Raw genomic sequence first — 26,352 nt, forward strand, 5'->3', positions numbered from 1 at the left:
GAGATGATGAACGCCAGCGTCGAAGACTGGATGGCCAGCATGGACCGGCCCTTCGATCAGATGCACGGGCCAGACGCGCACGGTGTTCCAATGGCGGGATTGTCCATTGATTTCAAAGTTCTGGCACGTTTGGGTGAAGTGATAGATTTCGTAATAACGCCACAGCATATCGGGCGCAGTTCGGCGCGGCTTAGCATTGTCGCATCGGGCCGCGGGGTGGTGCGGTTCGACTGCACTGCGACGATCGTCTGGCTGAACCTTGGCACGATGAAAACCGACCCTTGGCCCGATGATCTGCGTGACAACATGACCGCCTGCATGGAAGGACCGATGCCATGACCGCCAAGCCAATTCAGCCCGATGGATGGGCGCCGCCGCTGGGCTATGCCAACGGGATGCTGGCCGAAAATGGCGTGCTGTTCGTTGGCGGACAGATCGGCTGGACTGCCGACAAGCTGTTCGAAAGTCATGATTTTATCGGTCAAATGGAACAGGCCTTGCGCAATATTCTGGCCGTGGTCGAAGCCGCCGGAGGTGCCGCAGATCACCTGACCCGGCTGACCTGGTTTGTCACCGACAAAGCCGAATACCTGGCCCGCCAGCGCGAAGTTGGGCAGGCATATCGGCGGGTTCTGGGTAAGCATTTTCCGGCGATGACGATGGTGGTAGTCAGCGCGCTGATCGAGGATGAGGCCCTGATCGAGATTGAGGCGACAGCGGTGATCCCGCAATGACGCCTGGTTACTTCCTTTATCACTCCATCGGCCAATATCCTGAAAAGGCGGCGGAAATGACCGCTGCCCTGTCGGAGTACGCGTCCATCTGGGCCGCAGGCGACGACAGTCAGTGGCCGCGCGTTCTGGAACGCCGGGCCGAGTTCATCCAGCTGTGGGAGGCGTTGATTGGCGCGCCGCAAGGCACGCTGACGACGGCCGAGAATGTCACGACGGCGCTTTATTCGCTGATCGGCGCGCTTGCGGCGGACCGGCTGCGCGGCAAGCGGGTTCTTGTCACGGCGGATTGTTTTCCCAGCCTGCATTTCCTGCTGGCCGGGCTGGCGGATCGGTTCGGCTTCTCGCTGGACACCGTGCCGCTGCGACAGGGCGAAAGCTGGGTGCGGGATGAAGATATTCTGGACCGCTGGGGACCGGATGTGGGGCTGGCTTTGCTGACCTTTGTCACCTCGACCGCCAGTTGGCGCTGTGACCTTAAGGCGTTGACGGTGCATGGTCGCAACATGGGATCAATCGTGGTGCATGATCTGACGCAAGGTATTGGTATCATTCCCTATTCCCTGGCAGAATTTGCGCCAGACGTGGTGGTTTCAACCTCGCTGAAGTGGCTGTGCGGTGCGTCCGGGGCGGGGATTATCCAGATCCGCCCCGACCTGATCCGCGATTTGCGGCCTGAGTTACGCGGCTGGTTCAGCCAGCCGAATCCCTTCGCGTGGGACCTTGACGGGTTCGATTATGCGCCCGATGTGCGGCGGTTCGATCACGGCACGCCTTCGGTTCTTGCGGCTGTGGCGAGTGTTCCCGCCTTGCGCTGGCACGCGGCGCAGGATGGTGCCGCGATACTGGCCCACAATCGCGCGCTTCAGGCGCAGATTATCGATGGCGTTCAGGGGCTGAACCTGTCGTTGGCAGGACCGGAGGAGGAGGCGCGGCGCGGCGGCTCGGTCATGGTCCGGCTGCCGAATTCGGTGGACGCCGGCGCGGTGATCGACGCGTTGCGCGGGCAGAGGCTGCACACGGACTGCCGGGGGCAGGTGATGCGCCTGTCGCCGGGGGTGATGACGGGGGAGGCACATGTGGCGCGGTTGATTGAGGCTTTGGGCGGCCTGCTGAAGACTTAAACCGCGCAGTTTTCTGTCAGCAGAGCGTCTTGTGCGCGGAACAAGGCGAAGCCGCCGCGCACTCGCCAGCCCGGCCCCCCGGGTTGGCGATGGGTGAGGTCCGCGCTTCCTACGTAGTTGACGGTAATGCCGAACCATCCAATTGCCCCGAATTACAGTCGGATCGCCAACCCGCCGGGCTGTCGAGCGCGCGGCTTCCACTGACACATGAAAGGGCGCGCTTTGGGGTTCGTAACCTCACAACCCGTTGAAAAACCGCTGCATTCTGCCCATCGCCTCTGCCAAGCTATCCATAGGCTGCGCCCCGAAACAGACGCGCAGGTGCCCTTCACCGGCAGCTCCGTAGAACGACCCGGCTTCGACCACGACGCCGACCTCGTGCATCATTTTCTCGGCCAGTTCCTGCGCGGCCATGCCGGTCGCTGAAATATCCGGCCAGGCATAAATCGTGCCATCTGGTTCTGCGCAAGTCACCCCCGGCATCTGGTTCAACCGCGCGACGACCAGATCGCGACAGGCGCGGTCCTTGGCCACCATCCCGGCCAGTGCCTCTGGCGGGCCTTCCAGCGCCGCAACCGCGCCGTATTGGATGAAGGTGTTGACGTGCGTGACCTCATTCGTGGTGATTTTCATCAGCGCGGGCATCACATCCGGGTGCGCCGCCAGATATCCGATCCGCCAGCCGTCCATCGCGTAAGCCTTTGTGAAGGCTGACATTGTGACGGTGCGCTTGGCCATGCCGGTCAGGGCAGCGATGGAGATATGGGGCGGGCCATAGGTGATGTGTTCATAGACCTCGTCCGAGATCACCCACAAGTCGTGCTTGATCGCCAGATCGGCGACGGCCTGCAATTCTTCGCGGGAATAGACGCGGCCCGTCGGATTACAGGGGTTCACGATGCTGATCATCTTAGTGCGTTCAGTGATATGCGGGTCCAGCGCGGCGCGGGTCAGGCGAAAATCTGGCCCGGTTAGTGGCGCAAGGACCGGGACCGCCCCGGCGAGTTCGATCTTGCCGAGGTGTTGCGGGTAGTAGGGCTCGGGCAGGATGCATTCGTCACCGGGATCCAGCAGGGCGATGAAGGCGGCGAAACTGGCCTGGGTCAGGCCGTTGGTGACAAGGATGTCGTCGGCAGAAACGTCCAACCCGTTCTGATCGCGCAGTTTTTTCGCCAGCGCGGCACGCAGCGGTTCGATGCCGCGCAGGTCGGAATAATGCACGTGGCCGTCCCGCAGGGCCTGGATCGTCGCCTCCTTGATATGCGCGGGCGTATCAGCGGCGGGCATGCCGAGTTCCAGGTGGATCAGGTCGCCGGGAACGCCCAACGCGCGGGCGAACATGCCGAAATTCTTCGGGGCCGAGGCGGTGATGCGGTTTGCAAGTTTGGGCATTGGCGCAGCCTATTTGAATTTGCGGCAGATGCCAGATGCGTCGTGCGCCTGCAAGCGCGCATAGATTGGCCTGACGATGCGGCCAACCGTTCGCGCGACCTCAGAGGATTGGGCTGCCCTGGACTGGATTGGAGTGAAGCGGAAGTTCACCGTTGCATCGCAAGCAGGGCGCGCGCCGGGCCGGTGGGCTGGCGCTGCGCCATTGAGTTTGCATGATTTATTCATCAGGTATGGCCGTCAACTCGCTTGGACGAGCGATGTTCAGACCAGCGCCTGACCGGCGGGACTGGCCCGGCGCGCGCCCTGCGCCTTACGGCGCGCACCGGGCGCGGGGACAATACGCCAATATCTGCTCCAAGCCAATTTCACCCGCCCCGCGCCTTAACTCACCACAGCTGATCCATGACCGGCAGGGGGATCGCGTCGATCAGGGCGCGGGTGTAATCGCTGTTCGGGCGGGTGAACAGCGCCGGGGTCGCGGCGTCTTCGACGATCTGGCCGTCGGCCATAACGATGGTGCGATCACACAACCGGCGCACGACGCTCAGGTCGTGGGAAATGAAGGCCAGGGTCAGACCCAGGTCGCGCACCAGGTCCTCCAGCAGCGACAGGATCACCGCCTGTGAGGAGACGTCGAGGCCGCTTGCAATCTCATCCGCCAGAATGAACGCGGGGCGTTGGGCGATGGCGCGGGCGATGCCGACGCGCTGGCGCTGGCCACCCGACAACTCGTGCGGGTATCGGCGGGCGAAATTGCCCGGAAGACCCACCATCTCCAGCGCTTCGGCGGCACGCGTTCGGGCCTCAGCCCGGCCCATCCGCAGGGTCAGCGGCGCGGCGATCAGGCCCAGGATCGTGTGCCGCGGGTTCAGCGAGCTCAGCGGGTCCTGAAAGATCATCTGCGCCTTCTGGCGGAAGCCTTTCAACGCCTTCTCTGGCGCGTGGGTGATATCTTCGTCGTCGAAAATCACCGTCCCCCCCGTCGGTTCGATCAGCCGCAGGATCGTCCGGCCCAGCGTCGATTTTCCCGACCCGCTTTCCCCCACGATCCCGACGACCGAACCGCGCGGCACGTCAAAGTTCAGCCCCTTCAGAATGTGGATCAGCGGCGCGCGCCCCATGGGCGGTTTCTTCGCCATGTCTGGCAGCGAGACTTCAAGATTGCGCACGGCGATGAGGGTGTCAGGCATCGCGCGCCTCCGCCTCGGCCCGGGTCGCGGCGATGACCGAGGCTGGCACCGGCTGCAGTGAGGCGCGCGGGTCGTCATAGCGCGGCGTCGCGTTCAGAAGGGCCTGCGAATAGGGGTGTGCGGGGACCGACAGCAGGGTGCGGATGTCGGTATCTTCGACCACGTGACCGGCGAACAGCACGCTGACCCGCTGGCAGACGCGGGCGACGACGCCTAGGTCGTGGGTGACGAATAGCATCGTGGTGTTATGGGCGGCCTGCATGGCGGCGATCATCTTCAGAATCTGCTTTTGCACGGTGACGTCCAGTGCCGTTGTCGGTTCATCCGCGATGATCAATTTCGGCTCGGCCGCGAAGGCGGCGGCGATCAGCACGCGCTGGCGCATATCGCCCGACAACTCATGCGGATAGCTGGTCATCACCCGCACCGGATCGGCGATCTGCACCTCATCCAGCAATTCCAGTGCGCGGGCACCGGCACGGTCCTGCGTCCAGCCCAGAACGCGGGTCAGCCGGTCGGTGATCTGCCCGCCGATGCGGCGCGCCGGGTTCAGCGCGGTCAGCGGGTCCTGCGGGATCAGGGCGGTGCGCTGGCCAAGTTCATGGCGGCGGGCCTTGGGGTCCAGCGCGGTCAGATCGGTGTCGCCAAGGGTGATTTGGCCGCCCGCGATGTTGACCGAACGCGGCAACACATCCAGAATCGCCTTGCCGATCATCGACTTACCGGCCCCGCTTTCCCCGACAAGCCCGTGAACCTGCCCCTGCGCGACCGCTAGCGAAACGCCGCGCAACAGCCGCTGGCCTGAGGTTTTCAGGCGGACGTCGAGGTCCTGGATCGCAAGGAAACTCATCGCAGCACCGGATCGAAGCGTTCGCGCAGGGCCTCGCCCAATTGGGTGAAGCTTAGCACCGTCAGGAACAGCGCAATCATCGGGAAGACGAGGACCCACCAGGCCTGATGGATGCTCAGCCGCCCTTCCGAGATCATGCCGCCCCAGGTCGGATCGTCGGTGGAAATCGACAGGTTCACGAAGCTCAGGACCGCCTCGACCACCACGGCGATGCCCATTTCCAGGGTCAGGACGGCGATGATCACGGGCAGGACGTTCGGGAACACCTCACGCAGCAGGGTGCGGGCGCGGGAAAACCCGGCGATGCGGGCGCTGTCGACGTAATCCATCCGCGCCTGTGCCATGGTCTCGGCCCGGACCACGCGGCAGAACCGGGTCCAGTCGATCACGACGATGGCGACGATCACGGAGGTGAGGCCGGTGCCGATGACGGCGACCAGCAGGATGGCGAACAGAACGGCGGGGAAGCTCATCCAGATATCCACCACCCGGCTGATGATCTGGTCGACCCAGCCGCGATAATAGCCCGCGATCAGCCCCAGCGTGGTGCCGATGATGCAGGCCCCGAAGCCCGCGACCAGCGCCACGATGGCCGCGATACGGGCACCGTGGATCATCCGGGACAACACGTCGCGGCCCAGCGAATCCGTGCCAAGCCAAAAGCCGGATTCAGACCCGCTGGCCCAGAATGGCGGCAGGCGTTCGAACAGCAGGTCCTGCGCCAGCGGATCCTGCGGGCTGATCACATCGGCGAAAACCGCGCAGGCGAAGAATACCGTCAGCCAGCCGAGCGATAGCCACAGGCGCAACGGCGTGCGGCGGTGGATGCGGAGCGCCTCAGCCATGGCGCAGCCTTGGGTTCAGCACGGTGTAAAGCGCGTCGACGATCAGGTTGATGGCGACGAAGATCACCGCGAAGGTCAGCACGATCCCCTGGATCAGCGGTAAATCCCGGTTGATGACCGCATCAATGGCCATGGAGCCGAGGCCGCCATAGCTGAACAACCGCTCCACAATCACCGTGCCGCCGATCAGATGGGTCAGCTGCACGCCCGTCAGGGCAAGGGTTGGCAGGGCGGCGTTCCTGAGCGCCTCTCGGAAAATCACCTGGCGTTCTGAGTATCCCTTGGTGCGCGCCAGCAGGGTGTAGTCCAGCGTCATCACCTCTTTTAGTGAGACTTTCAGGACCTGCGCGATCATCGCGGACAGCGGCAGGGCAAGCGCCAGCGCGGGCATCCACATATGCGCCAGAAGGTTGGCGGTGAGGTCGAGGCGGAATCGCGCAAGGCTTTCCAGAAGATAGAATTGCGTTGTGAAGGGCAGGTCCAGTTGCGGAGAGACTCTGCCAGAGATTCCAAACCATTGCAGGACGACCCCGAATAAAAGGATGAGGGCGAGGCCCCAAAGGAAATCAGGCGTGGACAGCGTCAGCCCGTTCCAGATGTCGATCCCGGTTTCGGTTTTTCGCCCCCGACGGATGGTGCCGAGGATGGCCAGCGCAACGCCGATGAGCACCGCGAAGATCAGGGCGAGCCCGGCAAGTTCCAACGTCCCCGGCAGGCGGCCGAGGACGAGGGCGAGGACGTCCTGGCGCAGCGAGATTGAGGTGCCGAAATCGCCTTGGAGAACGCCCGACAGCCAGATGATGAATTGTTCCGGGATCGACTTGTCGAACCCATAAAGGGCGGTCAGGCGGGCGATGTCATCTTCGGTTGCGCCGGGGGGCAGCATCATCGCGATGGGGTTGCCGGGGATCAGGCGGATCACCACGAAGACCACCAGTGCGACACCGAACAACGTCACCGCGATAGAGGTCAGGCGGGACAGGAGGCGCATCAGAAGCATGGTTTAGCGAAACCCGAGTGACAGCAAAAAACTGCGTAAATTGAACACAAGATTGGCGAGATTTCCCCGTGCGAGGAATTAAGGCGAAGCCGCCGTGCACTCGCCAGCCCGTCCGGGCGTGTTGGCGATGGGTGAGGTTTGCGCTTCCTTCTGATTTGACGGGATTGCCGAACCATCCAAGTGCCCCGAACGACTGTCGGTTCGCTAACCCCCGGGCTGGCCAGCGCACGGCTCGCGCTACATTGCCATTTGGTTCTCAGCAAATTTCTATGCAGGTCCGGCCACCCCGGAAAGGTGGCCGGATCTTGCATTACACGGGCTTCATCAACAGCGGCAGCAACGCACCGGAAACGCTTGGAGTCACAGCAATATTCGCGTTGTGCACAACCGGCTGCACATATTGCAGCAGCGGGATGACATAGGCGTTCTCGGCGACCAGCCGGTCCACGGCCTTCCAGCCTTCGATCCGCTTGGCTTCATCCGCTTCGCCCCACAGGGGGCCGATGGCGTCGATCACGTCCTGACCGTCCCAGACCGAATGTGGTGAGGGGCCGAACATCGCGAATCCAGTGCTGGTCGTCGGGTCGCCGACCGAGTTGCCCCAGTTATAGAACGCCGCCGGGGCCAGCTGGTCTGCTGCGCGCAGCTCGAAGTGTTTGGCGATCTCGTAAACCTCGATCTCGGCTTCGATCCCGACTTTGCGCCACATGCCGACAATGGCCTGGATCATCTCGAAATCCTTCGGCTTGAAGCCGCGCGTGGTCTGGATCGTGAACTTCACCGGGTTGTCGGTGGAATAGCCCGAGGCGGCCAGCAGTTCGACCGCCTTGTCGGGGTTGTATTCCACTGTGATCGAGGCGTCATAGGCATCGTATTCCGGGGCCTGCAACGTGTCGATTGGCACGCCGTAACCGCGCAGCAGACGATCCACCAGCAGCTTCTTGTCGATGGAATGCGCCGCTGCCATACGGACGTTGGGGTCGGTCATCACCTCGATATCGTTGATGAATATCATGCCGATATCGGACACAGGTGTTGTGACACCTGAAAGGCCGTCCTTGTCCTTCAGGCGGTCGAATTCCTCATACGGGATTTCCAGCGTCACGTCGCTGTTGCCCGATTCCACCTCGGCAATGCGGCTGGCGGCGTCGGGGACGAACTTGATTGTCACGCTCTCAAACGCCGGTTTCTCGCCCCAATAATCGGGGAAGGCTTTCAGCGTCAGGAAGCTGTTTCGTTCAAACTTGTCGACCATATAGGGGCCGGTGCCTATGGGGGCGGCTTCGAAACCTTCTGCGCCGACTTCTTCGTAATAGGCCTTCGGCATGACATAGCCGGTCAGGAACGCCATCCACTTGAAGATCGTTGGGTCGAACCGCAGCACGTCGCCGGTAATCACCTGCCCGTCGATTGAGAAATTGCCGATGGTGGACCAGACGAACTGGATCGGGTTGCCGGTTTCCTCTTTCCCGGCGCGTTCCAGCGACCAGACCACATCTTCGGGCGTCAGGTCGGCCCCGTTGTGCCATTTCACGCCCTCGCGGACGGTCATCATCACCTTGGTCTTGTCGTCGTTCCAGCCCCAGTCGGTCAGGATGCCGGGGCCAAAGCTCAGGTCCGGGTTCTGATAGATGAACATGTCGAAGATCGACTGGAACAACCCCTGGATCGTCGGGTTCACCGCACTTGGCCCGGTGGTCGGGTCAAAGGCGGGCAGGTTGACGTTATAGGCGATGGTCAGGCTGCCGGCATGGCTGGCGGCCAGCACGGATTTGGGTATGCCAGCGGCGGCCAGGCCGGCAAGGCTCAGCTGCAGGGTATTGCGTCGTGTCAGGTTCATTGTGTCGTCTCCCTTTGGGTGGTCGGGCTTTTGTCGCCCGTTGGTGTCAGTGTCGCCCCCGGATGAGGCGTTGTGCAAGCATATATCCCGATCCGGCCCCGGTTCCGGCGCCGGGCCAGGTGGATGCGCCGACGTGGAACAGGTTGCCGACGGGTGTGGACCAGTCGGCGTGACCCGGCGGGCCGCGGAACAGAAAGTTCTGGGAAAGGTGGTGGCTGCCGCTGATCTGGTCGCCCCCGACGAGGTTCGGGTTGTCGGCCTCAAGGTCCAGCGGGCTGACCACATGGCGGGCAATGATCTTGTCACGCGTGCCGGGGGCATAGCGTTCAAGGATATCCAGCACCCGGTCGGCGTAGGCGTCTTTGACATCGTCCCATTCGATGCCGTCGATCTTTCCTAATGCATCGCCTTCAATATGTGCGGGAACCATGCGAACTTGCAGCCACAGAATGTGTTTACCATCCGGCGCGCGCGACGGGTCAACCGCCGTGGGCTGGCCACAAACCACGACGGGTTCGGCTGGCAACAACCCGGCCTTCGCCTGCGCATAGGCGATATCCATCATGCCCAGCGACGGCGCAAGGTGGACATAGGCAAAGCGCTTCAGATCGTCACCCGCAGTCCAGTCCGGCAGGGCGTCCATCGCCAGATGGATCATCATCGTGCCGGGCGCGTAGCGGAACGCCAATGCCCGGTCGTCGTAGTGATCATCGCCGGTTTCTTCGTCCAGCAGATGCACCAGCGCCGCCGGGCCGGTGTTGGCGATCACTGCCTTGCGAGCCGTAACGGTTGTGCCATCGGCGAGGCGAATACCGTTTGCGGTACGCCCGGTGCGCAAGATGTTGGTGACGCGGGCGTTTGTGCGGACCTCGCCATTCTGCGCCTCGATCATCTTGACCAATGCGGTGATCAGCCCACCGGCGCCGCCTTTGCCCAGAACCATGCCGAAGCTTTGGTTGGCGAAGCTTTCCAGATACGGGAACACAGCGCCGCCAGCCACGTCGGGCGCGAAGTCGAGGTGCATGCCCCAGGCCGCCATCATTGCCTTCAATTCCGGGCTGCGGAAGTTTTCATCGAGGAAGGCGCGCGGGCTGGAGGTCATGAACCGCGCCAGTTCCACCGTGCCACCGGTGCCACGCTTCCTCCATAGCTTCCAAAGGTATTTGGCCAGCCGCCCCCTCGTCATCGGCGTGTTGAGCAACCCGCCGATATCCTCCAACTCTCCCATAAAGCCCGCCGACATCTTGCGCCACGCGGCCGCATCGTGTTCATCGAACGCCGCGATCCGCGCGGCGGTCGTGTCCAGATCATTGGTCACGCCCAGCCAGCGGCCATCCGGAAATGCGGTGGCGAATGTGTCGGTGGCGGGGGCCAGTTCAAAGCCGTGGCTGGCCAGCGCGGCGCCATGTTCGCTGTGAAACGCGGACCCGGCGAACAGCGACAAGTTCATCGCGCCCAGATCGTGCTTGAAGCCGGGGGTGGTAACCTCGGCGGTTTTGACCGCCCCGCCGGGAACCGTGCCCCCCTCGAACACGCCGACGCGCCGGCCTTGCGCGCCCAGATGCGCCGCGGCGACCAACCCGTTGATGCCCGCGCCGATGACCAGCGCGTCAAAGCTCATGTTCCTGGCTTTCCGGATTTTCGTGCAAATGCAGACATATTCGCCGCGTTCAAGCCCCTATTTCTGTGCGAAGAGTGCAAGATTGTCGTGCAGATAGTTGCACATGCACAGGAATGCGTCCACAGTAATAACGGATTTTTCGGACCACTTTGGCGGCGCGCATTCACGGCTCCGCAGATCAGGGAGAAGACAATGTCATCCACAGAAACCATGAACGCACTGGGGGCCGCACTGCTGAGCGGTGATGTGAGGGTCGTCGATTGCACCGGGGTCCTTGGCCCCGACACGCCGATCATTCAGTTGCCGCCGGATTTTGCCAAACCGACCCCGGATGTCGAGATCCACAAGATCAGCGAATATGACGAGGATGGCCCGTTCTTCGCCTGGAACTGGCTGAAACTGGGCGAGCATTCGGGCACCCATTTCGATGCGCCGCACCACTGGATCACCGGCAAGGATTATACGGACGGGTACACCGATACCTTGCCGTTGCAGAATGTGGTCGCGCCGGTGAACGTGATTGATTGTTCCGCCGAATCCGCAGCCGACGCCGATTTCCTGCTGACCGCCGATCTGGTCAAAGCCTGGGAAGCCGAGCATGGAGAGATCAAGGCAGGCGAATGGGTCGTGCTGCGGTCCGACTGGTACAAGCGGGCCGGGTCTAAGGAGGACTTCCTGAACGTGGATGAAAACGGCCCGCACTCGCCCGGGCCGACGGTCGATTGCATCGAATATCTGTTGTCCAAGGGCATCACCGGCTGGGGCAGTGAATGCATCGGGACCGACGCAGGCAAGGCGGGAGAGTTCGATCCCCCGTACCCGGCGCACAACATGCTGCACCGGGATAACAAATACGGGCTGGCCAGCCTCGCGAACCTGGACCAACTGCCGCCCAAGGGTGCTGTATTGATCGCCGCACCGCTGAAGATCGAGAACGGCACCGGCAGCCCGATCCGGGCGATGGCGCTGGCTCCGAACGGCTGATGGCAGACCGGGGGACCCCTGACTGGCTGATTATCGGCAGCGGCATCAATGCGTTGGTGGCGGCGGCGATGTTGGGCCGGAAGGGGGCCTCGGCCCATGTGATCGAACGCAATGACGTGATCGGCGGCTGCATCCGCTCGGGTCAGATCACCGATCCGGGCTTCACCCACGATCTGATGGCGGCGACATTCGTGCTGTTCATCACCTCGCCCGCGTTTGCCGAACTGGGCGAGGATCTGGCGCGCCACGGGCTGGAGTTCTGCAATGGGGCGTCCCCCACCGGCGTGCTGCGCCCGGACGGCTCGTCGCTGATCCTGACCACGGATCGGGACGCGAATGTGGCGCGATTAGAGGCGCTGGCGGCTGGCGACGGCACGGCATACCGGGCCGAGGTTGAACATGTTGAGCAGAACGCCGAGCTGCTGTTCGGCATCCTCGGGGGGCCTGCGTGGTCGGGCGCGACGGCCAAACTGCTGGGCAAGTCGATGTTCAAAAAGGGTGGCACGCGCAAGCTGGCGGCCACATTGGGCGCGGGGCTGATCCCGGCGCGCGGCTGGCTGGAAACCCGGTTCGAGGGCGCGCTGCTGCGCGACCTGCTGGCACCCTGGTGCCTGCACGCGGGCCTGTCGCCGGAGGCGAGTTATTCCGGCGGTATGGCGCAGGTCATCGCCTTCGCGCTGGAGGCTGCCGGCGCGCCGGTCGTCAAAGGCGGGGCCGGGGCGATCCTGGATGCCTTCCGGGCGCTGATCGAAGAACAGGGCGGGCAGATCACCACGGGCGCGGATGTGGATCGGATCGTTGTGACCAAGGGCAAGGCGACTGGCGTGCTGGTCGGCGGCGAACATCACGGTGCGAAAAAGGGTGTCATCGCCAGCGTCGCGCCGGGGCAGCTATATGGGCGGTTGCTGGATAAGGACGCGGCGGGCGACAAGCGGACAGCGGCGAAGCAATACCGCCACGGCAAGGGCAATTTCCAACTACATTATGCGCTGAACGGCCAGCCGGATTGGGGCGACGCCGCGTTGGGGCAGGTGGCCCTGCTGCACCTGACGCCGGGGCTGGATGGCGTGTCGAAGGCGACGAATGAGGCGGAACGCGGCATGCTGCCTGCGGTTCCGACAATCTGCGTTGGCCAGCCCGCCGTGCTCGACCCCACCCGCGCGGCGGACGGCAATGCGATCCTGTGGTGCCAGCTGCCCGAAGCGCCGCGCGTGATCAAAGGCGATGCGGCGGGGCAGATCGACCCCGGCGACGGCACCTGGACCGAAGCGCTGCGCGAGGGTTATGCCGACCGGGTAGAGGGCATCCTGCGCGCGCATATCAAGAATTTCGATGCAATCAAGGGAACGCGCGTCGCCTATTCCCCCGCCGATCTAGAAGCGATGAATATCAACCTTGTTGGCGGCGATCCCTATGGCGGGGCGACGACGCTGGACCAGTTCTTCCTGTTCCGCCCCTTTGCGGACACGGTCAACCACCGCACCCATATCAAGGGCCTGCATCACATCGGCGCCTCCACCCACCCCGGCCCCGGTCTGGCGGGCGGCAGCGGCTTTCTTGTCGCGCAGGAGGTTTGATGGACGACGCGACCCCTTCGACCCTGGGCGAGATCGGCCTGCAACGCTTCGCGCCCTATCTGATGAACCGGATCATGGGGCGCTATAACGCCTCGATGCAGGCGGTGCTGTCCGAATCCGGGCTGAGCACGGCCAAGATGCGCACGCTTGCCGTGCTGTCTTCCAAAAGCGGGCTGCTGGTCAACGAACTCAGCGTGTATTGCGTTATCGAACAATCCACGATGAGCCGGACCCTGACGGCAATGCTGGACGAGGGGTTGGTGCGCCGAGAAGAGGATGCCAACGACAGCCGCGCGCGCCGGATTTTCATAACCGAAAAGGGTCGGGCGTTGTTCGACAGGCTATGGCCCGCAATGGGCGCGGCGGCCGAGGGGATGTTCAACGGCATTGATGAGGGCGAGCGTGAGGCCTTCGTCAGCACCTTGCAAAAAATCCTCGGCAACGTGCGGCAGAACCCGTTTTGAGGGGCGGAGCGACATATTCGCCACGATGCATTTCCGCCCGGAATCAAGCCCGAAGGGCGCCGGGCGAGCGCCTGTCTGTCCCCCGGACAGGCGCTTCAGCAACGTTGCCGGGATCCGCACGGTCAGAGCTAACCCTGCACCATAAATTGCCCCAAACTAGTGTTGCAGCGCCAGTCCCCAGACAAGCGCGCGCCCGGCTTGCGCATTATTTCGGAAAGCACGCTCATGGCTGAACGCTCCTTCGCCCGCGAAGTCCAGCAATTACGCGTCGGCGCAGGCGCGACCTTTCGCGGCGAAGGCATCCTCGCCATCACCAAGGCGCTGCTGGAAAACGGCGTCGGCTATGTCGGCGGCTATCAGGGGGCGCCGATAAGCCACCTGATGGACGTGCTGGCGGATGCGCAGGAAATCCTCGGCGAACTTGGCGTGCATTTCGAGGCCAACGCCTCGGAAGCGGCAGCCTGCGCCAGCCTTGCCGCAAGCGTCCATTATCCAATCCGCGGCGCAGTGACGTTCAAATCCGCCGTGGGGACCAATGTCGCCTCGGACGCGCTGGCCAACCTTGCATCCTGCGGTGTGAAGGGCGGCGCACTGCTGATCGTGGGCGAGGATTACGGCGAAGGCTCCTCCATCATGCAGGAGCGTTCTTACGCGTTTGCAATGAAATCACAGGTCTGGATGCTGGACCCGCGCCCGAACCTGCCGTCGATAACCGCCGCCGTGCGCCACGGCTTTGAACTGTCCGAGGCATCAAATACCCCCGTCATGTTGCAGGTCCGCATCCGGTGCTGCCATGTCACGGGCGAGTTTGAGGCGCGCGACAACATCCCGCCGCCTGTCACCGTCAAAGATGCGCTGGAAAACCCGGTGCGCGATCACAGCCGGGTCGTCCTGCCGCCGTCGTCTTACCTGCACGAACAGGAAAAGGTGCACGAACGCTGGCCGAACGCGGTCAAATACATCCGCGATAACAAGTTGAATGAGGTTTTCGGCCCCGATAACGCCAAAGTCGGCATTATCTGCCAGGGCGGGATGTACAACGGCGTGGTCCGCGCGCTGCAGCGGTTGGGGCTGGCGGATATCTATGGCGAGACGCAGATCCCGATTTATTGCCTGAACGTGACCTATCCGTTGATCCCCGAAGAAATCATGCCGTTCTGCGCCAGCAAGGACGCCGTGCTGATGGTGGAAGAGGGGCAGCCAAAGCATCTGGAAGAAGCGGTCGCCGCCATGCTCTATCGTGCGGGGGGCACCTGCAAACTGGTCGGCGATGGCCCGTTCCCCAAGGCCGGAGTGTTGACCGGACAGGTCATGCTGGCGGGCGTCAGCGCCTTTATGGGCGAACATGGGCCCGCGCTGTTGCCGCCCGAGGGCCGTGCGTCAAACGCGCCGCCTCCGGTGCCGGTTCTGACCGATGTGGTGCCCCAGCGCCCGCCCAGTTTCTGCACCGGTTGCCCGGAACGCCCGATCTTTGCCGCCGCCAAACTGGTGGAACAGGACCTCGGCGAACACCACATCGCCTGCGATATCGGTTGTCACCTGTTCTCGATCAACGCGCCGTTCGATATTGGCGCGACGACGGTGGGCTACGGCCTTGGGCCCGCGTCAGCGGCGGCCTTCAACGCGCCTGATGCGAACCGCCACTCGATCAGTTTCATGGGCGACGGGGGGTTCTGGCACAACGGGTTGGCGACCTCGATCGGGAACGCGGTGTTCAACCAGAATGACGGCGTGATCGTGATCGTCGACAATTATTATTCCGCCGCCACGGGCGGGCAGGACATCCTGAGCAGCCGGGCGGATAATGCGACGAAATCCACCCAGCACCCGATCCGCGATGCGGTGGCGGGGATGGGGGTAAAATGGATCCGCCAGATCGACCGGACCTATGACGTGGGCAAGGTCCGGCGGACCCTGACCGAGGCGCTGACAACGAAAGAGACCGGCCCCAAAGTCATCATCGCCAGCAGCGAATGCAGCCTGAACAAGCAGCGCCGGGAACGCCCCCTGAAAGCGGCGGCGAAGAAGGACGGCAAACGCGTCGTGGCCACCCGCTTTGGCGTGGATGAGGACATCTGCACCGGCGATCACGCCTGCATCCGCCTGTCGGGCTGCCCCTCACTGAGTGTGAAGAAACTCGACGATCCGCTGCGCGATGACCCGGTGGCGGCCATCGACCAGACCTGCGTGGGCTGCGGCAACTGCGGAGAGGTCGCGGACGCCGCCGTGCTGTGCCCGTCGTTCTATCAGGCTGATATTGTTCACAATCCCAACGCCTGGGACCGCTGGTGGGACCGGCAGAGGCGGAAGGTTATCGGGCGGTTGCAGGCGCGGCGGGATGCGAAACGGCTGAGGTTTTCGCACTTATGAAGGCGGACGCAATCAGATCCTGCATGTCTGCCCGGCACCGCCGGGCAGCGCCCGATCCGACCCCACGGGTCGGGCGCTTCTCGCCCAACCCTCGGATCGGGCGCGGCCCTCTGTTGCGAAAGGACGTAGCGTGAACGACCTTTCCGACACCCTTCCGCCCGCAGGCCCCGACACCACCGCCGGGGTCACCAAACTGGCGATCATGGCCGTGGGCGGGCAGGGCGGCGGGGTGCTGACCAACTGGATCACCGAGGTGGCGCAGGCGGGCGGTTACCGCGCGCAGGCAACCTCGGTCGCGGGGGTGGCGCAGCGCACCGGGGCGACGATCTACTACATCGAGATGGCCCCGCGCACCGACCGCCTGCCGGTCTTCGCGCTCGCACCCTCAACCGGCGACGTGGATATCCTGATCGCCGCCGAACTGATGGAGGCCGGGCGCGCGATGATGCGCGGCTTTGTGAGTGCGGATAAGACGACGCTTATCGCCTCCACCCACCGGGTGTTGGCGGTGGATGAAAAGATCGTGCCCGGCGATGGCCGCGCCGACCCTTCGGCGGTGATGGCGCAGGCGGAAGATCAGGCGTTTCGCACGCTTTGGCACGACTACGACGCGGCGGCAACGGGCGCTGGAAGCGTGATTTCGGCCAGCCTGTTCGGGGCGCTTGCGGCATCGGGGTCATTGCTGTTTGATCGGTCGCTTTACGAACAGGTGATCCGCGAAAGTGGGCGCGGGGTTGAGGCCAGCCTCGCCGCCTTCGCCGCCGGGTTTGACGGCGCGCTGGCGGGCGTCGACTTGACCGATCCCGCGCCGGATATCCCTGCCGGACTCGCGACTCCGGAAGGCCCGGCAGAATTGCTGGGCGGATGGCGCGCGCTTGAAGACCGGGTTGCCGCGCTGTCAGAGGCGGCGCGCCCGATGGCGTTGCGTGGGTTGGCAAAAGTGGTTGATTATCAGGATGTTGCCTATGGCAGCACCTATCTGGACTACCTGGAGCGCGCGCGCGAAAAAGGGGATGCGTTCATTACCGAGGCTGCGAAGTTCCTGGCCAATGCGATGTGTTACGACGATCTGATCCGGGTTGCCGATCTGAAAACCCGCGCCAGTCGCGAGGCGCGATTGCGCAGTGAACAGGGGGCTGACGCAGAGGCCATCGTGCATGTCACCGAGTATTTTCACCCGCGCGCGGAGGAGGTTGTTGGTGCCTTTCCGGCAGGCCTCGGCGGGTTTTTCGAGCGGCGGCGCTGGATGATGCGGGGCCTTGACTGGCTGGTCAATCGTGGGCGCCGTTTGCGCACCGATGGGCTGCGCGGGTGGTTGTCATTGTGGGTTGTCTCAGGTCTGAAACCATTTCGTCGCAGGATGTTAAGACATAAAGTTGAAGTGGAACATCTGGAGCGCTGGTTTGCTTTGGCATTGGCGCAGACGGATGCGGCGCTTGGGGTCGAAGTGCTGCGCTGTCGCCAGTTGATCAAAGGGTATTCGGATACCCACGCGCGCGGGCTTTCGAAATATGACCGCGTGATCGGGGCGCTGCCAACGCTGAGCGGGCGCGAAGATGCGCCCGCTTGGTTGCGGCGATTGCGTGATGCAGCACTTCAGGATGAACATGGTGAGGCGCTGGACGGCGCGCTGAAGACAATCGAAAGTTTCTGAGCTATGCCAGATGTTTACAGGCGTATCGGTGTCATCGGGGCCGGGGTCATGGGGCGCGGAATCGCTCAGGTATTCGCGCAGGCCGGGGCCGAGGTTGTGTTGGTCGATCAGTCGAAAACCGCGCTGGTTGACGCAATGTACAGCTTGCAAGCGATCCTCGGGCGGGCAGTGGCCAAGGGGCGGGTGAGCGAGGAGGCAGCCGCCGCAACGCTTGCGCGAATTCACCCTGTCGATGATCTCGCCGCGCTGGCCGGGCATGAGCTTGTAGTTGAAGCGATTGTTGAGGATCTGGCTGTTAAGGCGCGGGTACTAAACGAAGTTGCGCGTCATGCGCCATTGGCGGTACTGGCTACGAATACCTCTTCGTTGCAGATCTCGGGTATCGCGGCGGCATTGGATGTGCCTAACCCGTTGATCGGAATGTATTTCTTCAACCCTGCGCCTGTTATGAAACTGGTCGAGGTGATCTTTCTGCCGACAACGCCCGCTGCGGTGCGCGCGCGGGTGTTTGAAACCTTGCAGAAGGCGGGCAAACATCCGGTGATTTGCGCAGATACGCCTGGCTTCATCGTCAACAGATGCGCGCGCCCGTTCTATGGCGAAGCGCTTGCGATCCTTGAAGAAAACACGCATTCGGCGGCAGAGATTGACGCGGCCATGACGCGTGCGGGTTATCGCATCGGACCCTTTGCACTGATCGACCTGATCGGGGCGGATGTGCATCTGGCGGCAACGCAGGGGGTTGCGCAGGGGTTCGACAATCATCCGCGCTATCACGTGTTTGACGCATTGAAGGACAATGTTTCGGCTGGCAGGCTTGGGCGCAAATCAGGGGCAGGTTTCGTGACCCCCGCGGTGGAGGTCATGGCACCTGCGGACGCGGAACAGATCGTTGAGCGTATTGAAGCTATGCTTGTGAATGAAGCTGTAACACTATGGAATAACGCTGATATATCGCATGGTGATATCGACACGGCGCTGATGCTGGGCCTCAATTTTCCGCGCGGTCCTTTTGCCATGGCCGAATCCATCGGGATCGCGACTGTGCGCGAAAGGCTTGCAAAGTTGCGGGAATTGGCGCCTGACGCGATGAAACCGCGCTATGATCCGGCGCCCGGCCTGGACGAATTGGAGGCGAGATGACCCGCGAGGTAATCATCTGCGACGGAAAGCGCACGCCCATCGGGCGCTATGGCGGGGCGTTGGCATCTGTTCGTCCGGATGACCTGGCTGCGCATGTTATCAATGCAGTAGCAGGCGACCTCGAAGTTGATGAGGTGATCTTTGGCTGCGCAAATCAGGCGGGTGAGGATAACCGCAATCTGGCGCGGATGGCGGTGTTGCTGTCAAACCTGCCGCAGACGGTTCCGGCGCTGACGGTCAACCGGCTTTGCGCGTCCGGTCTTGATGCGGTGATTGCGGCGGCGCGTGCGATCGCGGTGGGCGAGGCTGAGGTTGTGATTGCCGGTGGTGTCGAAAGTATGAGCCGTGCGCCCTTTGTAATGCCCAAGGCGGGCTCGGCCTATTCACGGAACGCAGAAATCCATGACACAACAATCGGTTGGCGGTTCGTGCATGATCGGATTGCGCAGGAATTCGGGATCGATTCGATGCCTGAAACGGCCGAGAATGTGGCGGCGGATTTCGGAATCTCTCGCGCGGATCAGGATGGGTTTGCGCTGCGTAGTCAGCAGCGCGCGGCTGCGTCGCGGGACCATTTGGCGCGCGATATCGTGCCGGTGACCGTGGCAAGCCGGGCCGGTGATGTTGTTGTTTCGATGGATGAACATCCGCGTGATACATCACTGGAAAAGCTTGCAAAATTGCCGACAATTTTCCGAGAAGGTGGGAGTGTGACGGCGGGCAATGCCTCGGGCGTGAATGACGGGGCGGTGGCGTTGGTTCTGGCCTCGGGCAGCGTTGCCGCGCGTCATGGGTTGCGCCCGTTGGCCCGGATCGTGCGCGCGGCATCGGCAGGCGTGGCACCCAGGATCATGGGGGTCGGACCGGTGGCGGCAGTCGAAAAACTGTGTTCTGACAGCGGGTTATCGATCTCTGACTTTGACCGGATCGAGTTGAATGAGGCATTTGCGGCCCAGGCGCTGGCCTGTACCCGGGCCTGGGGGCTGGCGGATGATGCCGATCATGTGAACCCCGATGGCGGTGCGATTGCGCTGGGGCATCCGTTGGGCATGTCGGGCGCGCGGATTGCGCTGTTGGCGGCGCGCGCGATGGGTGATGGTCAGGCGAAACGGGCGCTGGCGACGCTGTGCGTCGGGGTTGGGCAAGGCGTCGCGCTGGCGTTGGAGGCTGTTTGACGTCCGGGTCAGCAATGCGTCGGCAAAGCGTATGCAAAACGTATGGCAGCCGGGCCACGCCACCGGACCGCTGATTTCCCCAAGGGAAACTGAATTACTGAACCATTTCGGTTTGGTGCTACACTCATAACCAACAACGATTCGTGCCATCAGACGCCCGTGACCTGCGGGCGGGAAAGGTTGCCATGCCACGACTTCGCCGCTGGGTTCGCCGAATTTCCGGTGCCGCCATCGCCACAACTGCTGCCACGATGCTGCACGGGCAGGCGCAGGAGTTCGAAGGCTCGATCTTCAATCTGGACCCGCCGGCGTTGCAGAGTACGGATCTGGAACAGGTCATCGGATCGGACGAGACCACGCCGCTGAACCAGTTTCACGAGACGGATTATTATCGCCGTCTGGGCAAGCCCATCGGGCGGCTGGCGGTGGAGTTTCTGAACGGCAAGTCGGCCTATTGCACCGCCTCGCTGATCTCGGACGATCTGATCCTGACCAACGCGCATTGCCTGCTGGACAGCACCGGCACAAATGTGGTGCGCGCCGGGTTGTTGTGGATGGGTTATTTGACCGCCGGAGAGGCCGAGGGCGGCGCGCAGTTCATCGTTGATATGAGGAACCCGGTCGAGGTTGGGTTTCCCGGTGCCGATGGCGCGCCGGATTACGCGATCCTGAAGGTGCAGTCCGGCACGCCGGGCAAGGATTGGGGGACGGTCAAGCTGGCGTCGCGTGCGCCTGCGGATCGGTCGTCGCTGGTCGTGGTTCATCACCCGCTGGGCTTCCCAATGGTGGTCAGCGCGGGGGGCAAGTGCCGGTCGAACCGGGCCAGCGATGATGACGTTTATCATGTTTGCGACACGCAGCCGGGCTCGTCCGGGGCGCCGGTCTATTCGCTGGGCGACAGTCAGGTTGTCGCGCTGCATTACCGCAAGGCCGGCACGGATGAGAATGCCGCCGTGCGCGCGGATCGTTTGCTTGCCAGTTCGGCGGTTTTGCGGGGGATCGTCGCCGGTTATGACGGGGCAGATGTGATCCCGGCACCTGAAACGCTGCCTGACCCGGAACCCGAGGTTGTCGAACCGGCCCCGCAGCCGGACCCGACGCCGGTGAATCCCGGCATCCCAGCGGCCGAGGCCTGGGCGCTGATCAAGGATGATTACAACGAAGAGCTGCTGATCGCCTATATTGATCGCTATGAGGGCAGTTTTTATGCCGATATCGCACGCTCGCGCCTCTATGATTTGCAGAACAAGGAGGAGGATGTGGCGGTTGTGACGCCGCAGCCGCAGCCCCAGCCGACGACGCCGCAGATCAACACCGGGCCGTGGTTCGTGGTGATGGGGTCCTACACCAACCGAGCGAACGCGCAGGACCGTCGCAATCGTCTGGTCGGGCAAAATCTTGGTGCCTATGTCGTCAATTCCAACGAATACCCCGGGATGACTCCGAACCTGTGGGTCGTGGTAGAGGGGCCTTACGATCGTTCAACAGCGGTCAGCAGGCTGTCGCTGGCGCGGGCCTCGGTTAGTGATGCGTTTGTGAAGCGGGGGTATTGAACCCGTGATTGGTGTGATGAGTGTTTCTAGTTTCAAGGACGTTTCATTGGTGATTGGGGCGTTTGTTGTGTGCCTGATTGCCTCCGCGACGCCGGTTTTCGCGGCTGAACCGCTGCCGATCCTGCCGCGCAGCGATTGGGGGGCGAAACCGCCGAGCATGGCGATGACGGCGCAGGTGCCGAGCCATGTGACGTTCCACCACTCGGCCGCCAGGCAGCGGCTTGCGGCCTCCACAGCTTCGAAAATGCTGTCGCTTCAGCGGTTTTCGCAGAGTTCGGAAAAACTCGCTGACGGGCGGACCAAGAAGCCGTGGGCGGATGTGCCGTATCACTTTTACATCGCCGCCGATGGCTCGGTCGCGGAAGGGCGCGATGTGTCTTTTTCGGGCGATACCAATACGGATTACGATCCCAAGGGCCATATCGCCATCGTGCTGGAAGGCAACTTCGAAAATGAACTGCCTGCCGAGGCGCAGATCGACGCGGCGATCCGCCTTGGCCAGTTGATGATGGCGGCCTATCAGATTGAACCGGCCAACCTGGGCTTTCACCAGCATCATGCCAGCACCGCTTGCCCCGGCGCGAATTTCGTCGAGATCTGGCCGCTGGTCCGGCAACGTATTCTGGCCGCAGAGGGCTGACAATTTCCGCGCCATCCGGGCGCACCAAGAACAGCCCCAGACGGGGCAACGACACGATGTGCATTGACTGATCAGAAGGAGGCGCCCCATGCGCTGGCTGACCACTTTGACCCTTGCCCCGATTGCCGCGCTTGGCCTGTCGGCCCCGCTGGCGGCTTACGACTTGCCCGGCGACGCGACGGATATGGAGGCGGCGCTTTATGGCGTCCTCGACAAGCACTGCGCGCGTTGCCATCAGGACGGCGCGTTGAAAGAGGGGCTGGCCGGGCCGAAATCCGGGTTCGGGCATGTGCTGGATATCCGGCGGTTGGCGGAAGACCCCGACTATGTTCGGGTGGGCGATCCGGGGGCGTCGAAGCTGTATAACGTGATCGGCCAGTATTCGTTCCCGGCGATGCCCGACGACTGTCTGAATGCAGCCTGTTACCCGACGAACGAAGAGGCGAAGATCATCGAAGACTGGATCGTTAATCTGGCCAATAAGGAGCCGGAGCCACGCCCCTTCGTCGGTTTTGAAACGCTGCACGCGGCCGCCTATGCCGACTTGCAAACGGTGCCGACGAACCGTTGGGACCGCATCCGATACATCTCGATCCGCAACATGCAAAATGATCAGACGATCAGCGACGAAAATCTGTTGGGGTATCGCGCCGGGGTGGTGAAGGCGATGAACGCGCTGAGCTGGAACCCGGTGCCCTATAAGTTCGTGCCGGTGGACGAGTATGAGGTGCTGATGCGCATCTTCCTGCCGGATCTGAACTGGGATCACGGCAAGTGGGAATTGCTTGAAGCGATCTATCCCTATGGTCTGACCGGCGACACCGATGCGAACTTGCGCCAGCTGACCCATGCCAAGGTGCCGATCATTCGCGGTGACTGGTTTGTCGCGCACGCTACGGCGGCACCGCTATACTATGACGTGCTGGGCTTGCCGGATACGGAGCATTTGCTGAACCTCGACATCAACGCCAATATCCTGAACGAACAGGTGATGCGCGGTGGATTTCAGGATTCCGGCGTCTCGACCAACAACCGGATGATCGAGCGTCATCCGCTGATCACCGGCTTCTTCTGGACCAGCTATGACTTCGCAGGATCAAAAGGGCGGCAGAGTTTCTTTGAATATCCGCTTGGCCCGAAAGAGGTTTACGGCCCCGACCTGGCGTTTGAACATGACGGGGGCGAAAGCATCTTCACGCTGCCCAATGGATTCCATGCCTACTACCTCAACACCGCGGACGGGGCGCGGCTGGACGTTGGCCCGACCGAGATTGTGCGCGATGATGATTACCCTGAAGGCACGGGCGAGGTTGTGAACGGAATCTCCTGTATCTCTTGCCATTCCAAGGGGATGCGGTTCCGCGATGACAAGGTGCATGACAGTGCAATGGCGAACCTGTCGTTTTCGGCAGAGGAGCGTCAGATCATCGGCGCGATTTACCCCGGCAAGGACATCGTCAACGATCAGCTGACGGCAGATGCGGCGCAGTTTGCGGCGGCGCTGGCGGCGGCTGACATTGATGTGGCGCAGCAGGCCGGGGGGCTGGAACCGGTGCGGGGTGTCTTCGTCTATCACGTGGACGGCTATGTAGATTATGCGCGCGCGGCCTCGGAATTGGGGCTGACGGAGGATGAATTCCGCGAGCGCGCCAATTTCGCCGGGTTCGAACTTGCCGGGCTGATCGCGCGGCTGGATCAGTCGCCGATTGCGCGGGACGAATGGGAAGCGGTCTATCCGGTGATGCTTGAGCGGGTGACGGATTACACGCCCTATTATCCCGAATACCGCGCGGCGGATTACGACAAGGACCTGTCCTATTCGGTCAAGAAGGTGGTGGATGAATACACCCCGCCGACGGTCGCCTACAAAGAGGTTCCGACCCCGGCCGCCTATAAGGATCGCCACGATCCGGGGCTGACGATCTATACCGAAAAGCCGGTCTATAAACTGGGCGAAGGGCTGCGGATCTATGTGGAGCCACGTCACGATTGCCGCCTGACGCTGATCAATATCGACAGTGCGGGCAAGTCCTGTGTGCTGTATCCGCATCCCTCGATCGATGATGTGACGATAACCGGCGGCAGTCAGTATGTCTTCCCGCCGCGCGGGTCGCTGACCACGGGCGAAGTCGGGACCGAGACGATCCTGGCGATCTGCAACGGCTCGCATGAGGCGCTGGGCTGGGCAACGCGGGACACGCATCAGACCAGCTGCGATGCCGGTCAGCGGTATGAACCGGACAAGCCGATCACGGTGCATGATGTGTACGAGACGCTGATCCTCGATCTGGATGCGCCGTCGAAAACCACGAGCTCGGGCGCGGATTACGACGCGCTGTCGACCCACAACCCCGACATCACCCAGTCGCGGTTCAGCTTTGAGGTGACGCCATGATCCGCATCGCACTTGCCGCCGCGCTGTCGCTGGCCCCCGCATTGGGGCAGGCGCAAAGCAATGATGACAGCGGGATTGAATTGTTCGTGACCGATGGTGATGCGCCCGCGCCAGGGCAGGTCGAGGCCGAGGTTGCGGTTGATCCGCTGGCCTTGTGCATGGCGCGACCAGGCTCCCCTGTGTGTGTGGGGCTGACCCCGGGTGACGCCGGGGGCGATCTGGAATCCACGGCAACCGCCGAGGGCGCATTGCAGTTGGAGTTGGTGATCTATGACGCTGACGCTGACACCGTGAAATCCGTTGTGGTCGAGCCGGATTATGCGGCCGATGACTATGTGCCGCCTGCAGATGATTATGTGGCCGACGATGGTACCTACGCACCGCCGCCGCAGCGCGATGGCTATGCCGGCGATGTGAAATTGCCGGATGAATATGCGTGCGGTGATTATGTCGCCGTGCCGACGGTGGCAATCTCGATCGCGTTTGATTTCGGGTCTGCCAAGATCCGCTGGGATCAGCGCGACAAGATCGCCCAGATCGGCCACGCGCTGAGTGATCGGCTGAACTATGACACGCCATATGCGGTGATCGGGCATACCGACGCGGTAGGAAGCTATCGCTATAACTGCGACCTCAGCTGGCGGCGCGCCACGGCGGTGGTATCGGCGCTTCAGGGCGGCTGGAACCTGCCACATATGATCGCCATCGGCGCGGGTGAGCATTCGCTGATCAATGCGCAATGGCCGGACGCTGCCGAGAACCGGCGCGTCGGCTTCCTGCGCGCGGATCACAACGGGCAACAAGTGATCGGGGCGCTTAGCCGGGTCTGCGGATAGGTCCGTAGCGGCGGCGCCTCGCCGGGCCTTACCCCCGGCGGACCCAGCTTAACGCGCGCCCGTCCAGAACGATCATTCCGGCCGCCAGCAACGCAAATCCGGCATAGACCTGCGCGCCCAGCGCCTCGTCACGGAACAGGGCCCCAAGAATGATGGCCACGGGCGCGACCAGCAAAGTGACCAGCAACAGGTTCCCGGCCCCGGCACGTTCCAGAATGCGGTAATACAGCAGATAGGCCGCTGCCGTTGCCGCCACGGAATAATAGGCAATCGCCAGTAGGGTATCCCCGTGCAGCGCCAGCGATATTGGCCCATCCACCGCCCAGGCAAGCGGGATCATCACCAGCGAACTGCCGGTCAGCATCCCCGCCGCCGCCACCTGTGGCGCCGTCCCGGCCAGGGTGGCGCGTGCCCAGCTTCCGGCGAGCGCGTAGCTGAGTGCGGCGGCAAGGATCGCCAGCTGCGCCAGCGAGCGTGGGTCGAAAGCCAGCAGTGATTTGACGCCGATGGCGATTGCCACCCCGGCAAAGCCAAGCGCGATCCCGATCGCGCGGCGTGCGGTCAGGCGTTCGTCGGCAAAGGCGATGGCGGCCACCAGCACGCCAAAGATTGCCGTGGTCGCGTTCAGGATCGAGGTCAGCCCCGTCTCAATCGTCAACTGCCCCCAGGCAATCAGCGAAAACGGGATCACGTTGTTGAGGCACCCCATCACCAGGAACGCGCCCCAGATGCGCAGCCCGCGCGGCACAGTCAGCCGCCGGATTGCCACATAGCCCCACAGGATCACCGATGCCCAGCCGACCCGATGGGCAACCACCGTGAACACGCCGATTTCATCCAAAGCGATGCGCATGGCCAGAAATGATCCGCCCCAGATCAGGGACAGGATTGTCAGGTCAAGCCAGGCCGACCGGTCGAGGGCTTTTTGCGGTGTCATGGTGCGTTATTTGCAAAACGGGCCGCACAGC

General features: G+C 62.9%; 22 protein-coding genes. 14 read left to right on the forward strand and 8 right to left on the reverse strand.

Features of this window, described 5'->3' with window-relative positions:
• Window positions 1–3 precede the first annotated feature (3 nt).
• From GKR99_06775 to GKR99_06785, 3 genes are read left to right on the forward strand one after another with little or no spacing between them, the layout of a single operon-like run.
• Window positions 4–339: an acyl-CoA thioesterase gene (locus GKR99_06775; protein ID NKB27262.1), complete on the forward strand. Its 336-nt coding sequence runs from the start codon at window positions 4–6 to the stop codon at window positions 337–339.
• A complete protein-coding gene (locus GKR99_06780; GenBank protein ID NKB27263.1) occupies window positions 336–734 on the forward strand; it encodes a RidA family protein in 399 nt (132 codons plus the stop codon). The genes GKR99_06775 and GKR99_06780 overlap by 4 nt, the downstream gene beginning before the upstream one ends.
• A complete protein-coding gene (locus GKR99_06785; protein ID NKB27264.1) occupies window positions 731–1,855 on the forward strand; it encodes an aminotransferase class V-fold PLP-dependent enzyme in 1,125 nt (374 codons plus the stop codon). The genes GKR99_06780 and GKR99_06785 overlap by 4 nt, the downstream gene beginning before the upstream one ends.
• Before the next feature lie 237 nt (window positions 1,856–2,092).
• Here GKR99_06785 and GKR99_06790 read toward each other — a convergent pair whose 3' ends face one another.
• The 7 genes from GKR99_06790 to GKR99_06820 all read right to left on the reverse strand — a co-directional run bounded on the left by GKR99_06790 (window position 2,093) and on the right by GKR99_06820 (window position 10,593).
• Entirely contained in the window at window positions 2,093–3,247 is a 1,155-nt protein-coding gene (locus tag GKR99_06790; protein NKB27265.1) for an aminotransferase class I/II-fold pyridoxal phosphate-dependent enzyme, read from the reverse strand.
• A 386-nt stretch (window positions 3,248–3,633) separates the two neighbouring features.
• Window positions 3,634–4,437 (reverse strand): ATP-binding cassette domain-containing protein, encoded by an 804-nt coding sequence (locus tag GKR99_06795; protein ID NKB27266.1) that lies wholly within the window; start codon window positions 4,435–4,437, stop codon window positions 3,634–3,636.
• Entirely contained in the window at window positions 4,430–5,287 is an 858-nt protein-coding gene (locus GKR99_06800) for an ATP-binding cassette domain-containing protein (GenBank protein NKB27267.1), read from the reverse strand. The genes GKR99_06795 and GKR99_06800 overlap by 8 nt, the downstream gene beginning before the upstream one ends.
• The gene (locus tag GKR99_06805; protein NKB27268.1) at window positions 5,284–6,132 is read right to left on the reverse strand and encodes an ABC transporter permease subunit; all 849 of its coding nucleotides are present in this window, start codon (window positions 6,130–6,132) and stop codon (window positions 5,284–5,286) included. Before GKR99_06805 ends, GKR99_06800 begins: the two co-directional genes overlap by 4 nt.
• On the reverse strand, window positions 6,125–7,132 hold the full coding sequence (locus tag GKR99_06810; GenBank protein ID NKB27269.1) for an ABC transporter permease subunit: 1,008 nt from the start codon (window positions 7,130–7,132) through the stop codon (window positions 6,125–6,127). The genes GKR99_06805 and GKR99_06810 overlap by 8 nt, the downstream gene beginning before the upstream one ends.
• Before the next feature lie 310 nt (window positions 7,133–7,442).
• Window positions 7,443–8,972, reverse strand: coding sequence for a peptide ABC transporter substrate-binding protein (locus tag GKR99_06815; GenBank protein NKB27270.1), 1,530 nt, complete (start codon window positions 8,970–8,972; stop codon window positions 7,443–7,445).
• Between the two features lie 46 nt (window positions 8,973–9,018).
• Entirely contained in the window at window positions 9,019–10,593 is a 1,575-nt protein-coding gene (locus GKR99_06820) for an FAD-dependent oxidoreductase (GenBank protein NKB27271.1), read from the reverse strand.
• A gap of 192 nt (window positions 10,594–10,785) precedes the next feature.
• Between GKR99_06820 and GKR99_06825 the strand changes: the two genes are divergently transcribed.
• The 11 genes from GKR99_06825 (at window position 10,786) to GKR99_06875 (ending at window position 25,384) form a co-directional block, all read left to right on the forward strand.
• Window positions 10,786–11,577: a cyclase family protein gene (locus tag GKR99_06825; protein NKB27272.1), complete on the forward strand. Its 792-nt coding sequence runs from the start codon at window positions 10,786–10,788 to the stop codon at window positions 11,575–11,577.
• On the forward strand, window positions 11,577–13,154 hold the full coding sequence (locus tag GKR99_06830) for an NAD(P)-binding protein (protein ID NKB27273.1): 1,578 nt from the start codon (window positions 11,577–11,579) through the stop codon (window positions 13,152–13,154). Before GKR99_06825 ends, GKR99_06830 begins: the two co-directional genes overlap by 1 nt.
• Window positions 13,154–13,618, forward strand: coding sequence for a MarR family transcriptional regulator (locus tag GKR99_06835; GenBank protein NKB27274.1), 465 nt, complete (start codon window positions 13,154–13,156; stop codon window positions 13,616–13,618). Before GKR99_06830 ends, GKR99_06835 begins: the two co-directional genes overlap by 1 nt.
• Window positions 13,619–13,843: 225 nt before the next feature.
• A complete protein-coding gene (locus GKR99_06840) occupies window positions 13,844–15,988 on the forward strand; it encodes an indolepyruvate ferredoxin oxidoreductase (GenBank protein NKB27275.1) in 2,145 nt (714 codons plus the stop codon).
• Window positions 15,989–16,190: 202 nt separating this feature from the next.
• Complete coding sequence (locus GKR99_06845) at window positions 16,191–17,642, forward strand: indolepyruvate oxidoreductase subunit beta family protein (GenBank protein ID NKB27276.1); 1,452 nt, start codon at window positions 16,191–16,193, stop codon at window positions 17,640–17,642.
• Between the two features lie 3 nt (window positions 17,643–17,645).
• The gene (locus GKR99_06850; protein ID NKB27277.1) at window positions 17,646–18,785 is read left to right on the forward strand and encodes a 3-hydroxybutyryl-CoA dehydrogenase; all 1,140 of its coding nucleotides are present in this window, start codon (window positions 17,646–17,648) and stop codon (window positions 18,783–18,785) included.
• Window positions 18,782–19,960: an acetyl-CoA C-acyltransferase gene (locus GKR99_06855; protein ID NKB27278.1), complete on the forward strand. Its 1,179-nt coding sequence runs from the start codon at window positions 18,782–18,784 to the stop codon at window positions 19,958–19,960. Before GKR99_06850 ends, GKR99_06855 begins: the two co-directional genes overlap by 4 nt.
• A gap of 185 nt (window positions 19,961–20,145) precedes the next feature.
• A complete protein-coding gene (locus GKR99_06860; GenBank protein NKB27279.1) occupies window positions 20,146–21,513 on the forward strand; it encodes a trypsin-like serine protease in 1,368 nt (455 codons plus the stop codon).
• A 16-nt stretch (window positions 21,514–21,529) separates the two neighbouring features.
• On the forward strand, window positions 21,530–22,153 hold the full coding sequence (locus GKR99_06865) for an N-acetylmuramoyl-L-alanine amidase (GenBank protein ID NKB27280.1): 624 nt from the start codon (window positions 21,530–21,532) through the stop codon (window positions 22,151–22,153).
• Between the two features lie 88 nt (window positions 22,154–22,241).
• The gene (locus GKR99_06870) at window positions 22,242–24,548 is read left to right on the forward strand and encodes a DUF4384 domain-containing protein (GenBank protein ID NKB27281.1); all 2,307 of its coding nucleotides are present in this window, start codon (window positions 22,242–22,244) and stop codon (window positions 24,546–24,548) included.
• The gene (locus GKR99_06875; protein NKB27282.1) at window positions 24,545–25,384 is read left to right on the forward strand and encodes an OmpA family protein; all 840 of its coding nucleotides are present in this window, start codon (window positions 24,545–24,547) and stop codon (window positions 25,382–25,384) included. Before GKR99_06870 ends, GKR99_06875 begins: the two co-directional genes overlap by 4 nt.
• 28 nt (window positions 25,385–25,412) lie before the next feature.
• On the opposite strand, the gene GKR99_06880 is transcribed toward GKR99_06875, so the two are convergent.
• A complete protein-coding gene (locus GKR99_06880) occupies window positions 25,413–26,321 on the reverse strand; it encodes an EamA family transporter (protein ID NKB27283.1) in 909 nt (302 codons plus the stop codon).
• Window positions 26,322–26,352 lie beyond the last annotated feature (31 nt).

The sequence above is a fragment of the Paracoccaceae bacterium genome, from assembly GCA_012103375.1.
GTDB lineage: Bacteria > Pseudomonadota > Alphaproteobacteria > Rhodobacterales > Rhodobacteraceae > WLWX01.